Consider the following 15349-nt stretch of genomic DNA (forward strand, 5'->3'; position numbering starts at 1 on the left):
CTTATTTTTCGCTGCCAAACCATTTCTTCACTAATTTATCCATTTCTCCATTTTCTTGCATTTTTTTAATTACTTTATTAAATTCTGCTGTTTTATCACTGTTTTTCGGAAGGGCAATTGCTGCTCCTACTTCTTCTGGTGCTTCTTTAATTTCAATTCCTTGTAATTCTTTCATTTTTTCTAAATAATTTTTAGCAACTGTATCTTCTATAATTGCAGCGTCAAAACGACCCGCTTTAATTTCTTGTACGATTTCTGGTATACGGTCACGTCCCTCAACTTTGAAATCTACTTGTTTTTTAAATTCAGCTGCTTTCTCTTCTTGAATAGATCCTGTTTGTACCCCTACTTTTTTCCCTTTTAAATCCTCTACAGATTTAATGTTAGAATCCTTTTTAGAAACGACCATGTTTTTTGCAACAAAATAAATATCTGTAAAATCAACATTATTTTTACGCTCTGCCGTTGGCGTCATACCTGCCATTACGAAATCAACTTTTCCTGAGCTAAGAGATGCTAATAAACCACCAAAATCCATATCTTTCACTTTCACTTCATAACCAAGTTCTTTTCCGATATATTTAGCAACATCAACATCAAAGCCGATAATTTCATCACTTTTTGAAGCTTCTACGTATTCATATGGTTTATAATCCGCTGAAGTCCCCATAACCAGTATTTTCTTATTTTTTCCAGTAGCCTTTTCTTCCCCATTACTACAAGCGCTGAACATGCTTACAATTAAAATAAGTGCAAACGATATTGATAATAACTTCTTCATCTTTCTTCCCCCTAATGATGTATATTTAAAAGTTTAATAGAATATTTATTCGATGTTTGTATTGTATCAGCACTTTCATTTTTATGCAATATATAAAATAAAAATAAATAAAATAACAATATTAACAACGTTTATCATGTATAAAACAATGCATAAAATAACACGACTATGCATGTTCCATAAATTTTATTACTAAATAAAAAAAGGCGGTACATCCACTTCTGTGTGGACGTACCGCCTTTTCACTTATATTTATAGTTCTTCACAATTCTCTTCGAAATAAGATTGTAGTTTTGCAATAACTTGCATTGGTTCATGACCTTCAATTTCATGACGTTCTACCATCGTTACAATTTTTCCATCTTTTAATAAAGCGAATGATGGAGAAGAAGGTGGATATCCTTCGAAATATTCACGAGCTGTTGCTGTTGCTTCTTTATCTTGACCTGCAAACACCGTTACAAGATGGTTAGGACGTTTATCATAATGTACGGAATGCGCAGCAGCAGGACGAGCAATACCGCCTGCACAACCACATACAGAGTTTACCATTACAAGTGTTGTTCCATTTCTTTTAAACGCTTCTTCTACTGCTTCCGGCGTCGTCAATTCTGTATATCCAGCAGAGACAATCTCTTCACGCGCTTGGCGGACAACATCATTCATAAAAAAGTTAAAATTAATCAATCTTTTCCCTCCTCTAAAACTACCTATTTGTATCTTACCAGTTAATGTTTATGAAATACAAGTAAGTTTACTTGTATTTCAGCGTAGAAAAGGTGTTAGAGCTCCCGCTCTAACACCTTTTTTTAATGACCTCGATGTTTTTGCTTTGCCTTTTGTGCCTTTATTAAACGTCTTCTTTGCTTTTCAGCTTCTTGTTTCTCTTTAGATTGCACTCGCTTTTCTTGTTTATGCAACTCGTAAGATAAACTAATTGCCTCCTGCGCCTTTGTAAACCGTTTTACAGTTACTTCTTTTGCCGCTTGTCGTATGATACGCTTTATACTTTTTGGACGCTGTTTTTCTTTCACTTCCACACCACATCTTGCAAAGTGCTGAAAATATGCTAACAGTGGACCATTTACAAATATAAGCACTTCTTCGTCTGACGGTTCCGTTCCAAAAATATACCTCGCACCATACAATTTACCTTTTTCTTTACATGTAATAATTCCTACAAAAAATTGACCATCATGATATACTGTCAACTCCATCGACAGCCCCTCCTAAAAAATATTAGAAATACTGGACATCCCGGAGGGGGAAGGTTACTGACATGAGATCATGCGACTGGACTACCAACCAGAACTGTGTTTTTGTATTTCTTCTACTATTGTATCTTACTTTTCCATAATTTTCATATATTCAACAATCATTTTTTTATGCGATCCTACAATATAATCAGGTAGTTCTGTTAGTGGGAAGAATGTAAGCTGAACCGCTTCTTCTTTATTCATAACAAACTCCCCTTCATATTCTTCTGTATAATAGGCTGTCGTTACGGATTGAAATTCATCACCATTTGCTAGTTTTGTAAAATAGTTCGCTCCAGAAAATACATTAATTAATCGTAGGTTCTTCACTTCTATTCCTGTCTCTTCATATACTTCACGGCAAGCTGTTTCTTCTGGTGATTCGCCAAGCTCCATTAACCCGCCAGGCAATCCCCATTTTCCGTAAGGCTCTGTTCTTTGCTGTAATAATACATATCCATGTTCATTTATAACGAGTACAACAGCACCAACTAAAATTAAAGGGCGATGACCAACTACTTTTCGTAACTCCTCTACATATCCCATCGTATCCCTCCTTTTTCGTTGTCCACACTATTGTATCATATGTATGAAACGACAAAATGCGTATATTTTTCATTTTTTTAACAAAATATTTATTTTATGAGCTTCATCTACTGTAGCTAACATAATGGATTCGACTTCTGCACTCTTCTCTAGAAATTCTCTCGCCCATTCTTCTGTTTTTCCTACTAAAGCTAGAACATCTTGCTGAATCCTCCCATCCTTTACTAATACAAAAGAAACTGGAGATCTTCTTCCCGCCACTTTCAGATCAAGCCGCGAAACTGCTTCATATTCTGGATACTGAAATATAGAAACAACACCATTCGCTTCCCACAATGCTAATTTAATCGTTTGAATATCGCTCACATTTCGCATACGAATTTCTGAAAATAAATATTCCACCGTAATTCTCGCTTTTTTCAAATTGCTAAAATCAATGGAACCATTGTGTATAAGAATGATAGGTGCTGGCTCTAAAAAGCGTCTCCATCTATCCCATTTCAACATTAAGACTGAGCTTATAATGTGAAGTACAACGAGTATGAACGTTGTAATCATCGAGCCGAGTAATCCTACTTTTTCATCAGATAATGCATTAGAAATATTCCCACCAAGCAATAATACTAATACAACATCTAAAAAACGAAGTTGGGCAATGGACCTTTGCCCCATCGCTTTCGCAACTAATATTAAAAATATGTATGCTATAATAGCCCGAATAACCCATTCACTATTAGATAGATGCCGTGCCCCTTCAAAAATATGCATATGCATCACTTTGCACTCCTTACCCGTCTCAAACTGCTATTCTGTTTTAGTTTGCAACGTTTAAGAGCATATATGTAAAAAAACTGGTTCGTTTTTACACGAACCAGCTTTTTTACTTAACAGAAAACATATACTTTTTATACGTTTTCCGTACCGATAATATAAGACCCATCATAATCATATTGGAGAATAAGGAACTTCCCCCATATGATAAGAAAGGTAATGCAATCCCTTTTACAGGCATTAATCCAACGATCATACCGATGTTTTGGAATATTTGAACCGTTAATATTCCGATTGATCCAGCACATAATAATGTACCGAATAAATTATCAGCAGAATAACCAATAATAATTGTTCGATATAGTAGTAATAGGAACAAGAATACAACTAACGCCGCTACGATAAATCCACCTTCTTCGGCAATTGTAGCAAAAATAAAGTCAGTATGCTTCTCTGGGATATAGACATTCCCTTCGCCAAATCCCTTTCCTTCCATACCTCCACTACCTACAGCTAAGATCGATTGCTTCGTTTGATAACCTTGATCCGCATTTTCAAATGGATCTAACCAACCTACAATACGCGACTGTTGGTGAGGTTTTAGTAAAGTAACTAAATTATTAAAGAAGAAATCCCTATACCTTAGGTAAATAAATATTAACGCAGATAATATGGTCACCGGAATAACTGTACACAATGCTATCAATTTCTTTTGAATACCTGACATAAATAAAATGCATGCAATTGCAGCAGCATATAAGAACACCATACCTGTATCTGGTTGGCTATATACAACAGCCATAGGTGGTAGCGATACTAGCATAATTTTACCTACTAATTGTAAATCAGTTTGGAATGTCCTCGCCATATACTGCGCATTATGTTTCACTGCTATACTTGCTACTACGAGAAGCAATGAAATTTTGAAAAACTCAGATGGTTGAATTTGTCCAACTAACGGAAACACAAACCATCTTTTTGCACCTAATTTTTCAGGTGTGAAAGTGGAAACCGGTAGTATTTTCAAAAGAATAAGTGAACCAAATCCAACGATATAAAGTGGCCAAGACAATTTTTGTAATTGATCTAAATCGATGCTTGCAACAAGCAGTAACAATACAACTCCAATTATGTAGTTCAAACCCTGTTTCATCGCAAAGTTTGCCTCTCCATATTGGCCAGTTTGCTGACTGCTATATATAGCAGCTATACTCGTAACACATAATGCAAACAAAATTAATATTAATTTTACATCTAAACTTTTTAGAAACTCGGTACTTCTTTTCATGACATCCTCCTGAAACATTGTTACAGCAAAATAAAAAACCAGGAGTCAACATTCTTCATGTTTTGACGACTGATTACACATTATCTATAAAACACTTATATAGAATAACTCTCTTTTTCATACAATACAATATATTATACTACAGTTTCGTCAGTAAGATTTGCCAAAAAAATTATTCTTTTTTTATTTTATATCTATATACCATATATCAGCAATGTATTTTCGTAAATTTCTAATACATACTCGTTCATTGTAAGATTGCCGGGAAAAGTGTTGTACATATAGTAGGATGCAAATGAAGAAATAAGATGATAAAAAGCTCGCATAAGCGAGCTTTTTATTAATATACAGATGTATTATTTTCTGACGTATTTTCCAGAATTTCTTTTACACGTCCTAAGAACTTACCACAAATTAGGCCATCTAGTACACGGTGGTCAAGTGATAAACATAAGTTAACCATGTCGCGAGCACCGAACATACCGTTATCCATAATTACTGGGCGTTTTACAATTGATTCAACTTGTAAAATAGCCGCTTGTGGGTAATTAATAATACCCATAGATTGAACAGAACCGAATGATCCTGTGTTATTAATTGTAAATGTTCCGCCTTGCATTTCATCCGCTTTTAACGATTTCGTACGTACTTTTCCTGCAAGCTCTGTAATTTCACGAGCGATACCTTTAATCGTCTTCTCGTCCGCGTGTTTAATTACTGGTACAAATAGTTCATCCTCTGTTGCAACAGCAATAGAAAGGTTAATATCTTTCTTCTGAACGATCTTATCGCCAGCCCACATTGAATTGATTTGAGGATACTCTTTTAACGCTTGTGCTACTGCTTTTACGAAGAAAGCAAAGAACGTTAAATTAAAGCCTTCGCGCTTTTTGAAATCACCTTTAATTGAATTACGGTATGACACAAGGTTTGTCACATCTACTTCAATCATCATCCAAGCATGTGGCGCTTCGTGTTTACTACGTAACATGTTCGCAGCAATTGCTTTACGCACACCTGTTACTGGAATTTCGATATCGCCAGGCATTGTTGGTACAGAAACTGGTTTCGCAGCTTCTACTTTTTGTGCTACTGGCGCTGCTTTTGTTGCTTCTGGACGCGCTTCTACTACTGCTGCTACCGCTTCCTCTTTCTTCGCACCTACTTGCGGAATATTTCCAGATTCCACTAGCTTTAAAATATCTTTACGAGTGATACGGCCATTTGCTCCCGTACCTTCTACTAGATCTAAATCAACGTTATGCTCACCCGCAATTTTTAAAACAGCTGGTGAAAAACGTGGTTTTCCATCAGTTGGTTGTTTTGCTTTCGGTGCTTTTTCAGGCGTAGCTACTTCTGCCTTTGGTTCTTCTTTTGTTTTTTCTTCAACAGCTGTTGCTGCTACTTCATCTGCGCCTTCTACTTGAATCACACAAACGACTTCACCTACAGCTAACGTATCACCTTCACCAGCGATTAATTCTTTCACAATACCAGTGAAAGAAGATGGTACTTCAGCATTTACTTTATCAGTCATTACTTCTGCAAGCGGATCATACTTATTTACGTGATCGCCAACATTAACAAGCCATTTACTAATTGTGCCCTCTGTAACGCTCTCCCCGAGCTGAGGCATTGTAATATTTTCTACAGCCATGTATAGTCCCCCCGATTAAAATTCCGCAAGTTCACGCATTGCTTTTTCAACTTTATCTGGATTTACCATAAAGAATTTTTCCATTGTTGGTGCATATGGCATTGCTGGAACGTCTGGACCTGCAAGACGTGCGATTGGCGCATCTAAATCAAACAGACAGTTTTCAGCAATAATTGCTGCCACTTCACTCATAATACTTCCTTCTTTATTGTCTTCTGTTACAAGAAGAACTTTACCTGTTTTAGAAGCTGCTTCAATGATTGCTTCTTTATCTAATGGATATACAGTACGTAAATCAAGAACATGTGCAGAGATGCCATCTTGTGCTAACTTTTCAGCTGCTTGAAGAGCAAAATGAACACATAATCCGTATGTGATAACAGTAATATCATCACCTTCACGTTTTACATCTGCTTTTCCGATCGGTAATACGTAATCATCCTCTGGCACTTCACCTTTAATTAAGCGATATGCACGTTTATGTTCGAAGAATAATACTGGATCTTCATCACGAATTGCTGCTTTTAATAAGCCTTTTGCATCATACGGTGTAGAAGGAATAACAATTTTTAAACCTGGTTGGTTCGCAAACATCGCTTCCACAGATTGTGAATGATACAATGCACCGTGAACACCCCCGCCAAATGGCGCACGAATTGTAACTGGACAAGTCCAATCGTTATTAGAACGATAACGAATTTTTGCTGCCTCAGAAACAATTTGGTTTACTGCTGGCATGATGAAATCAGCAAACTGCATTTCAGCGATTGGACGCATACCATACATTGCCGCACCAATTGCTACCCCAGCAATTGCAGATTCTGCAAGCGGTGCATCAAGCGCACGATCTTCACCAAATTGATCATATAATCCGTTTGTCGCTTTAAATACGCCACCTTTTTTACCAACATCTTCTCCTAAAACGAATACTTTCTCATCGCGTTCCATTTCTTCGCGCATTGCTAATGTAATAGCATCAATATAAGACATTACAGCCATGAAACGTTCCCCCCTATTCTGCGTATACGTGCTTCAATGCATCTTCAGGTGCTGCATACGGAGCATTTTCTGCATATTCTGTGGCTTCATTTACGATATGCATAATTTCGTCTAACATTTGTTTTTCAAATTCCTCAGTTAATACGCCAGCTTCTTTTAAATAAGCTGCAAAAGTTATAATTGAATCTTTTTTCTTTGCTTCTTCTACTTCTTCTTTATCACGATAAACACGATCATCGTCGTCACTAGAATGTGCTGTTAAACGATATGAAACTGTTTCAATTAAAGTTGGGCCTTCACCACGACGGCCGCGGTCTGCTGCTTCTTTTACAGCTTTATATACTGCAAGCGGATCGTTTCCGTCTATTGTATATCCAGGCATACCGTAACCAATTGCACGGTCTGACACGTTTTTACATGCTAATTGTTTTTCAACTGGAATAGAGATTGCGTATTTATTATTTTCACACATGAAAATAACAGGTAGTTTGTGTACACCCGCAAAGTTTGCCCCTTCATGGAAGTCACCTTGGTTTGAAGAACCTTCTCCAAATGTAACAAACGTTACTAAATCTTTCTTTTCCATTTTTCCAGCTAATGCAATACCAACTGCATGTGGTACTTGCGTTGTTACTGGAGATGATCCTGTCACAATACGATTTTTCTTTTGACCGAAGTGACCAGGCATTTGACGACCACCAGAGTTTGGATCCCCAGCTTTCGCGAAAGCAGACAACATAAGCTCTTTAGCTGTCATACCGAACGCTAGTACAACACCCATATCACGGTAGTATGGTAATGCATAATCTTTCTCTCTATCAAGAGCGAATGCTGCTCCAACTTGTGCCGCCTCTTGTCCTTGACAAGAAATTACGAATGGGATTTTACCAGCACGGTTTAATAACCACATACGTTCGTCGATTTTACGTGCAAGTAACATCGTACGGAACATTTCTAATACTTGCTCATCACTTAAGCCAAGCTCTTCATGGCGCTTTTCTTTTACTTCTGCCATTTTTCATAACCTCCTGAATCCACATTTTTATGCGTGTAACGCTTTTCCATCTACAGCTAATGCTGCTTCACCAATCGCCTCAGATAATGATGGATGCGGATGAATTGTATGTGCTACTTCCCACGGTGTTGCATCAAGTACTCTTGCAAGACCAGCTTCAGAAATCATATCTGTTACATGTGGTCCAATCATATGAACACCAAGAATGTCATTTGTTTCTTCATCAACTACAAGTTTTACGAAACCATCTGATTCGCCGTATACAAGTGCTTTTCCGATTGCACGGAATGAGAACTTACCTACTTTTAACTTATAGCCTTTTTCTTTCGCTTCTTGTTCTGTTAAACCAACAGAAGCAACTTCCGGACTACTATATACGCATTTTGATACCATAGAGTAATCAATTGGTGTAACTTCTTTACCAGCAATATGTTCTACTGCAACAATTCCTTCATGAGAAGCAACATGAGCAAGTTGTAAGCCACCGATTACATCTCCGATTGCGTAAATATGAGATTCTTTCGTTTGATAAAACTCATTTGTTTGAATGTATCCTTTTTCCACAACGATATCCGTATTCTCTAAACCAATATTTTGCGTATTGGCTTGTCTTCCTACAGATACAAGCATTTTTTCTGCTTTAAATTCTTTATTCTCACCGTTATGTTCAGCTTGAATTGTTACTCCATTATCTTTTACCAATGTTTCTGGTAATACTTTTGCACCAGTTACCACTTTAATACCTTTTTTCTTGAATAGACGTTGCATTTCTTTTGAAACGTCCTGATCTTCTAGTGGTAGTATCGTTTTCGCATACTCTAACACTGTAACTTCTACACCGAAGTCAGCAAGCATAGATGCCCACTCAATACCGATTACACCGCCACCAACGATAATTATCGAGCTAGGAAGCGTTTCCATTTTTAGAGCATGATCGGAAGACATTACATACTCTCCGTCTAATTCTAAACCTGGTAATGAATTCGGACGAGAACCTGTTGCAACAAGTACATTTTTTGGAATTAACATTTCATTCTCTTCTCCACTTGCAAGTTCAACTGAAATTGTCCCTGGCATTGGAGAGAAAATAGATGGGCCAAGAATACGGCCAATACCTTCAAACACATCAATTTTACCTTGTTTCATTAAGTGTTGAACGCCTTTATGAAGTTGCGTTACAATCTTCTCTTTACGCTCTTGCACTTTCGCAAAGTTTAGTTCTACATTACTTGCAATAACCCCGAACTCTTCGCTTTTTTTAGCAGTTGCGTATACTTCCGCACTACGTAAAAGGGCTTTACTAGGAATACATCCTTTGTGTAAACAAGTACCACCAAGATTTTCTTTTTCAACAAGTGCAGTTTTTAAACCTAGTTGTGATGCGCGAATAGCAGCAACATATCCACCAGTACCGCCGCCAACGATGACTAAATCATATTCTCTTGCCATTATCTCAACCCCTAGCTACTGTTTGTTTTTCTCTTACAACATACTCTTTCGCCGCTTCTTCTTCACGTAATACACGAAGTGCTCCTTCTGCTAACGCTTCTAACTCATCTTCCCCTGGATGTACGATAACATCTGCAATCCAGTCCACTCGTTCTTTTATTTCATCAACAAGAATTTTACTGTACGCAAGTCCACCAGTTAATACGATTGCATCGATTTTCCCGTGAAGCACAGCGCTAGCTCCGCCAATTTCTTTTGCAACTTGATATGCCATTGCTTTATAAATAAGAGTTGCTTCAGGATCACCTTTTTCAACCATTTGCTCTACTTTAATTGCATCATTTGTACCGATTAGACTTACAAGTCCACCTTGTCCGACAAGCTGTTTCACCATTTCGTCTCGGTAATACTCACCAGAGAAACACATTTCAACTAGCTGTCCTACTGGTACTGTACCAGCACGCTCTGGGCTAAATGGTCCTTCTCCGTTTAAGCCATTATTTACATCGATAACTTTTCCTTTTTTATGAGCACCAACTGTAATACCGCCGCCCATATGTGTAACTAATAAATTTAAATCCTCGTATTTGTGATTTAATTGGTCAGCTACTTTACGAGCAACTGCTTTTTGATTTAATGCATGGAAGATACTTTTGCGTTCCATGCCAGCAATACCGCTTATACGAGCAATCGGCTCCATTTCATCTACAACGACAGGATCCACAATGAATGCAGGAATATTTAATCCCGAAGCAATTTCATAAGCTAAAATGCCTCCGAGATTTGAAGCGTGATGACCACTAAACCCATTTTTCAAATCTTCTAACATTGCATCGTTTACTGTATACGTACCGCCTTCGATTGGACGAAGTAATCCACCACGCCCACAAACAGCGTTTAATTTTGAAATGTTAATACCATGAGAATGTAGAACTTCTAAAATCGTTTCTTTACGAAACTCATATTGGTCGATAATTCGCTTATATTTTCCAATCTGTTCTACGTCATGACGAATCGTTTCTTCTAGAACAGGTCTTTCATTATCAAAAACACCAATTTTTGTGGATGTACTACCTGGGTTAATAACAAGAATTCGATTTACAGACAATGTTGCTACCTCCACTAATAAATTTAAAAGGAAGTGGAGACCTCATAAGAGGTAACCACACCTTTTGTAAAAGTTATATATGAATGATTAGCGACGGCTAATAATATCGTGACCGTTGCGTAAGTATGTGCTACGAGAGTTTTTCAAGCTTGCAATGCGCTCTTCAGCTAGACGATCTGCTGCTACATAAGTTGCTATGCCATCGCGTTTTGAAATTTCGATTACTTTTGCAATTGTGTCATAAATAGACTCAACACGTTTTAGTGCACGTTCTCTATTGTATCCATATAACTCGTCTGCTACGTTAATTACACCACCAGCATTAATAACATAGTCTGGTGCGTATACAATACCCATTTCATGAATCATGTCGCCGTGACGATCTTCTTTTAATTGGTTATTTGCAGAACCTGCGATTACTTTTGCTTTAAGTTGTGGAATAGTTTCGTCATTAACTGTTGCGCCTAATGCACATGGTGCGTAAATATCACATTCAACACCGTAAATTTCATTTGGCTCAACTGCTGATGCACCGAATTCTTCTACCGCGCGTTGTACAGCTTCTTTATTAATATCTGTAACGATTAATTTTGCTCCTTCAGCATGTAAATGTTTGCATAGGTGATATGCTACGTTACCAACGCCTTGAACAGCAATTACTTTTCCTTCTAAATTATCAGTACCGAAAGCCTCTTTCGCAGCTGCTTTCATACCACGGTAAACACCGTATGCAGTTACTGGAGATGGGTTACCAGAAGAACCGAATGATGGTGAAATACCTGTTACAAAGTCAGTTTCTTCATGGATAATATCCATATCATCTACTGTTGTACCAACATCTTCAGCTGTAATGTAACGTCCGTTTAGTCCTTGAATGTAGCGTCCTAATGCACGGAACATCGCTTCGCTCTTATCTTTACGTGGATCACCGATAATTACTGTTTTCGCACCACCTAAGTTTAAGCCAGCTGCTGCGTTTTTGTATGTCATCCCTTTTGCAAGACGCAATGCATCTTCAATCGCCGCTTCTTCAGAATCATATGTCCACATTCTTGTTCCACCAAGAGCCGGTCCAAGTGTTGTATCATGAATTGCAATGATTGCTTTTAAACCAGATTCTTTATCTTGACAAAATACTACTTGCTCATAATCATATTTTTCTAAGTATTCGAAGATTTCTAATGTCATTGTCGTTTCCCCCTAGTGTTTTACCCTATTTGGTTTATTTTGAAGCAGTCGCAACTGCCAATGCTAATGAATATACTTTTGTTTCTGCTGAATCAGCACGAGATGTTAAAACAATCGGTGCTTTTGCGCCAGCAATCATTGCTCCTACTTTTGCATCCGCAAAGTATACGAGTGATTTATATAGCACATTTCCAGCTTCAATCGTTGGGACGAGTAAAATGTCTGCCTTACCTGCTACATCACTTACTATGCCTTTATGTTCTGCTGCAATTTGTGATACTGCATTATCTAAAGCAAGTGGTCCATCAACGACACAATTTTTAATTTGTCCGCGGCGATTCATTTGAGTTAACATCGCTGCATCAATTGTCGCTTGCATCGCAGGATTCACAACCTCTACCGCTGCAATTGGTGCTACCTTTGGCAAATCTATTCCTATTGCCTGGGCAACTTCTACAGTATTCTGTATAATAGCAGCTTTTTGTGTTACATCAGGTGCAATGTTCATCGCTGCATCTGTAACAAAAATAAGGCGATCGTAATTCGGAACTTCAAATGCTGCAACGTGTGAAAGTACGCTACCTTTACGAAGTCCCCACTCTTTATTTAATACAGCTTTCAAAATATTAGCTGTTGGGATGTTCCCCTTCATAAGCACATCTGCTTCGCCATTTCTTACAGCTTTAACAGAAAGTTCCGCGGCCTCAGCACTTGACGCTGCTGCAATCACTTCAATGTCTTCTGAAGTTTGTAAACCATGTTCTTGTAGCATCCCCATTATTTTCTCTTGATTTCCATATAGACGAAATTGAGCTAGCTGTAATTTAATTGCTTTCGCTACAGCTTCAATTACTTCATGATCTTCAGCTACTGCTACAGCCACAGTTTTTTTAGGCTGTCCTGCTGCTTGATCAATTAAGTGTTCTAACTTCATATTTTGTAATCAACCCTTTCCGTCGTCCCTCGTCTATTTATAAAGCAAATACCGTGCCAACTTTTAAAAGTGGTCTTACCAATAATGAAAACGCATTCAAAATGCAGTAAAATCAATACTTTGAAAAATAACAAAACATTCTGTCTTTATTTGTCGTATTTTGTATACCATGCAATAAATTGCACGGTACGCAATTTATTGCATGCTATTTTTTGCACAGTCATACTTTTCTAGCTTGTAATATAAATTTCGAACTGAAATTCCTAATGCTCTTGCAGTTTTTGTTTTATTTCCATCAAATCTCTCTAAATATTCATGAATGATATTCCCTTCAAACTCTGTCACTAAATGTTCAAGTGGCTTTTCTTCTAATTCCGGTAATAAGTTATTTTGTTTTAACTCCGTCTGCTCTTCTTTATGTAAAGGTGGTAAATGATGTACATCAATATATATTTCGTTATAATTCATAAAGATAATAGCTCGTCCTAAAATATTCTCAAGTTCCCTTACATTTCCTGGCCATTCATATGATTGTAAATATGAAACCGCTGAATCAGTAAGCCCTTCTACATTTCGGCCATAATCTTGGTTAATTTTTTGAATTAACCTTTCTGCAATCGATGGTATGTCCCCCTTACGTTGACGAAGAGACGGGATTTGAATTGGAATTTTATTTAATCGATAATATAAATCCTCTCTAAACTCTCCTTCTAGAATTCCCTTTTCTAAATTCACATGTGTCGCTGCAATTACCCGGACATTGATAGGTATCGCTTTCGTTCCACCAACTTTTACAATTTCTTTTTCTTGCAACACGCGAAGGAGTTTCGCTTGCGTATTTGCAGACAATTCTCCTATTTCATCTAAAAAGATACTACCGTTATTCGCTTCCTCAAAAAAACCTCGTTTTCCGCCTCTTTTTGCTCCTGAGAATGCACCTTCCTCATAACCGAATAATTCACTTTCTAATAAAGTCTCGGAAATAGCAGCGCAGTTTACACGAACGAATTTATTATATTTCCGATTACTTCCATTATGAATTGCATGTGCAAACAATTCTTTACCCGTTCCAGATTCTCCGCGTAGTAATACTGTTGCTGGTGTATTCGCCCCAAGTTTCGCCTGCTCAATAGCAGCCGTTGTTTCATCTGAATTTCCGACAATGTCATCAAATGAATATTTCGCTTCTAACGTTCGAATAATTTGCCTTGCCCTATTCAATTCATTTGTTAACTTTTGAATTTCTGATACATCACGAATTACACCAACGCTTCCTTTCAATATCCCATCCACTATAACTGGCGCTACGTTAACAATTACATCACGCTTCTTTTGTCCAATCTTCATATGTATTCCACGTACCGCCCTACGCGTTCGAAGTACTTTCATATGCATACTTTCACCTTCTACAATATCGGTTGTAGCCGGTTTCCCAATAATGTCCTCTTCTGTTAAACCTGTTAATTTCGTATACGCAGGGTTAATTACTAACCCTCTTCCTTTTTCATCCACGACCGAAATTGCTTCCTCAGACGAGTTGATAATCGCCTCAAGTAACGTTTGAATCTCCTTTAAATCCGTAACTTCTTCCGCAAGATCTACAACTTCTGTTATATCTTTAAAAATCGCAAATGCCCCTTGTACCTCTCCTCCCTCTTTTAATATCGGAATACGGGTTGTAATAATTTTCTTTTCATTCTCTAATGTCAGTTCATAATTTACTTCTATTTGTTTCGTACGTATAATACGAAGCAACTTACTAGTCGGGATAACTTCTAAAATATATTTCCCTATCGCATCTTCTTTTTTATACCCGATAATACGCTCTGCACTTTTATTAAATAGGCGAACTTGTCCCTCTCGATCGATTACAATCATACCGTCATGCGTAGAATTTAAAATTAAATCACCTTGCTGCGTTTGTTCTTCTAACTTTCCAATTAAATCTTCCTTCTCATGTGCTAATCTCGTTACAATTTTCGCAATATCACCTGGTATAAGAAGAGTATCTTTATGCTTTTTCTTTAATAAATCTTTATGTAAATCAGCGTCACCTGTCATATCAAACATTACATCAATGTGCATAGAAAGAAACGGCGTTACACTCTCTCCAATTGTAACCCCGTATTCTTTAGCCATTTGTAACCCTGTCGCTATCGGATTTATATCAATAATCCCTATAATTTGAAATATATTCGAACTTTGCAACAGATTCAGTAGTGTACTGCCACCTTCACCTGCACCAACAATTACAACTTTTTGTTTCATATATTACACTTCCTCCCGAAGTATCTCTGCAAAATTTTTCACACCCTTATCTTACTCGTTCAGCCCCCTCTTGACAAACCCCCTTTTCA

14 protein-coding genes are annotated in these 15349 nt (G+C 37.4%); all 14 read right to left on the reverse strand.

From position 1 onward, the window contains the following. Nucleotide 1 precedes the first annotated feature (1 nt). Nucleotides 2-781, reverse strand: coding sequence for a transporter substrate-binding domain-containing protein (locus KZZ19_RS20280; protein WP_237979453.1), 780 nt, complete (start codon nucleotides 779-781; stop codon nucleotides 2-4). Nucleotides 782-1033: 252 nt separating this feature from the next. Beyond that, nucleotides 1034-1447 (reverse strand): BrxA/BrxB family bacilliredoxin, encoded by a 414-nt coding sequence (locus KZZ19_RS20285; RefSeq protein WP_002008492.1) that lies wholly within the window; start codon nucleotides 1445-1447, stop codon nucleotides 1034-1036. 143 nt (nucleotides 1448-1590) lie between these two features. After that, on the reverse strand, nucleotides 1591-1998 hold the full coding sequence (locus KZZ19_RS20290; RefSeq protein WP_237979454.1) for a YjdF family protein: 408 nt from the start codon (nucleotides 1996-1998) through the stop codon (nucleotides 1591-1593). A gap of 126 nt (nucleotides 1999-2124) precedes the next feature. Beyond that, nucleotides 2125-2583 carry an NUDIX hydrolase gene (locus KZZ19_RS20295; protein WP_098341813.1) on the reverse strand — a complete coding sequence of 153 codons (459 nt, stop codon included), beginning with the start codon at nucleotides 2581-2583 and terminating at the stop codon, nucleotides 2125-2127. A 69-nt stretch (nucleotides 2584-2652) separates the two neighbouring features. Further along, nucleotides 2653-3357, reverse strand: coding sequence for a DUF421 domain-containing protein (locus KZZ19_RS20300; protein ID WP_098341812.1), 705 nt, complete (start codon nucleotides 3355-3357; stop codon nucleotides 2653-2655). 106 nt (nucleotides 3358-3463) lie between these two features. After that, nucleotides 3464-4642, reverse strand: a complete 1179-nt coding sequence (locus tag KZZ19_RS20305) for an FtsW/RodA/SpoVE family cell cycle protein (RefSeq protein WP_237979455.1) — start codon at nucleotides 4640-4642, stop codon at nucleotides 3464-3466. A gap of 340 nt (nucleotides 4643-4982) precedes the next feature. Then, a complete protein-coding gene (locus KZZ19_RS20310; protein ID WP_237979456.1) occupies nucleotides 4983-6299 on the reverse strand; it encodes a dihydrolipoamide acetyltransferase family protein in 1317 nt (438 codons plus the stop codon). Between the two features lie 15 nt (nucleotides 6300-6314). Further along, nucleotides 6315-7298 carry a 3-methyl-2-oxobutanoate dehydrogenase subunit beta gene (gene bfmBAB, locus KZZ19_RS20315; RefSeq protein WP_237979457.1) on the reverse strand — a complete coding sequence of 328 codons (984 nt, stop codon included), beginning with the start codon at nucleotides 7296-7298 and terminating at the stop codon, nucleotides 6315-6317. Nucleotides 7299-7311: 13 nt separating this feature from the next. After that, complete coding sequence (gene bfmBAA, locus KZZ19_RS20320; protein WP_000852549.1) at nucleotides 7312-8313, reverse strand: 3-methyl-2-oxobutanoate dehydrogenase subunit alpha; 1002 nt, start codon at nucleotides 8311-8313, stop codon at nucleotides 7312-7314. 27 nt (nucleotides 8314-8340) lie between these two features. Further along, nucleotides 8341-9762 carry a dihydrolipoyl dehydrogenase gene (gene lpdA, locus KZZ19_RS20325; RefSeq protein WP_000090438.1) on the reverse strand — a complete coding sequence of 474 codons (1422 nt, stop codon included), beginning with the start codon at nucleotides 9760-9762 and terminating at the stop codon, nucleotides 8341-8343. Nucleotides 9763-9766: 4 nt separating this feature from the next. Beyond that, complete coding sequence (buk, locus tag KZZ19_RS20330) at nucleotides 9767-10870, reverse strand: butyrate kinase (protein ID WP_000115778.1); 1104 nt, start codon at nucleotides 10868-10870, stop codon at nucleotides 9767-9769. Nucleotides 10871-10957: 87 nt separating this feature from the next. Beyond that, entirely contained in the window at nucleotides 10958-12058 is a 1101-nt protein-coding gene (locus KZZ19_RS20335) for a leucine dehydrogenase (RefSeq protein ID WP_016086354.1), read from the reverse strand. A 34-nt stretch (nucleotides 12059-12092) separates the two neighbouring features. Then, entirely contained in the window at nucleotides 12093-12992 is a 900-nt protein-coding gene (gene yqiS / locus KZZ19_RS20340) for a phosphate butyryltransferase (protein ID WP_237979458.1), read from the reverse strand. Nucleotides 12993-13187: 195 nt separating this feature from the next. Then, a complete protein-coding gene (locus KZZ19_RS20345) occupies nucleotides 13188-15260 on the reverse strand; it encodes a sigma-54 interaction domain-containing protein (RefSeq protein WP_237979460.1) in 2073 nt (690 codons plus the stop codon). Nucleotides 15261-15349 lie beyond the last annotated feature (89 nt).

This window comes from Bacillus thuringiensis, assembly GCF_022095615.2.
GTDB classification, from domain to species: domain Bacteria; phylum Bacillota; class Bacilli; order Bacillales; family Bacillaceae_G; genus Bacillus_A; species Bacillus_A cereus_AG.

Bases quoted from the DNA above. Each gene is read 5' to 3' on its own strand.
- KZZ19_RS20280 (WP_237979453.1), bottom strand. From the start codon at position 781: ATGAAGAAGTTATTATCAATATCGTTTGCACTTATTTTAATTGTAAGC.
- KZZ19_RS20285 (WP_002008492.1), bottom strand. From the start codon at position 1,447: ATGAATGATGTTGTCCGCCAAGCGCGTGAAGAGATTGTCTCTGCTGGA.
- KZZ19_RS20290 (WP_237979454.1), bottom strand. From the start codon at position 1,998: ATGGAGTTGACAGTATATCATGATGGTCAATTTTTTGTAGGAATTATT.
- KZZ19_RS20295 (WP_098341813.1), bottom strand. From the start codon at position 2,583: ATGGGATATGTAGAGGAGTTACGAAAAGTAGTTGGTCATCGCCCTTTA.
- KZZ19_RS20300 (WP_098341812.1), bottom strand. From the start codon at position 3,357: ATGCATATGCATATTTTTGAAGGGGCACGGCATCTATCTAATAGTGAA.
- KZZ19_RS20305 (WP_237979455.1), bottom strand. From the start codon at position 4,642: ATGAAAAGAAGTACCGAGTTTCTAAAAAGTTTAGATGTAAAATTAATA.
- KZZ19_RS20310 (WP_237979456.1), bottom strand. From the start codon at position 6,299: ATGGCTGTAGAAAATATTACAATGCCTCAGCTCGGGGAGAGCGTTACA.
- bfmBAB (WP_237979457.1), bottom strand. From the start codon at position 7,298: ATGGCTGTAATGTCTTATATTGATGCTATTACATTAGCAATGCGCGAA.
- bfmBAA (WP_000852549.1), bottom strand. From the start codon at position 8,313: ATGGCAGAAGTAAAAGAAAAGCGCCATGAAGAGCTTGGCTTAAGTGAT.
- lpdA (WP_000090438.1), bottom strand. From the start codon at position 9,762: ATGGCAAGAGAATATGATTTAGTCATCGTTGGCGGCGGTACTGGTGGA.
- KZZ19_RS20335 (WP_016086354.1), bottom strand. From the start codon at position 12,058: ATGACATTAGAAATCTTCGAATACTTAGAAAAATATGATTATGAGCAA.
- yqiS (WP_237979458.1), bottom strand. From the start codon at position 12,992: ATGAAGTTAGAACACTTAATTGATCAAGCAGCAGGACAGCCTAAAAAA.
- KZZ19_RS20345 (WP_237979460.1), bottom strand. From the start codon at position 15,260: ATGAAACAAAAAGTTGTAATTGTTGGTGCAGGTGAAGGTGGCAGTACA.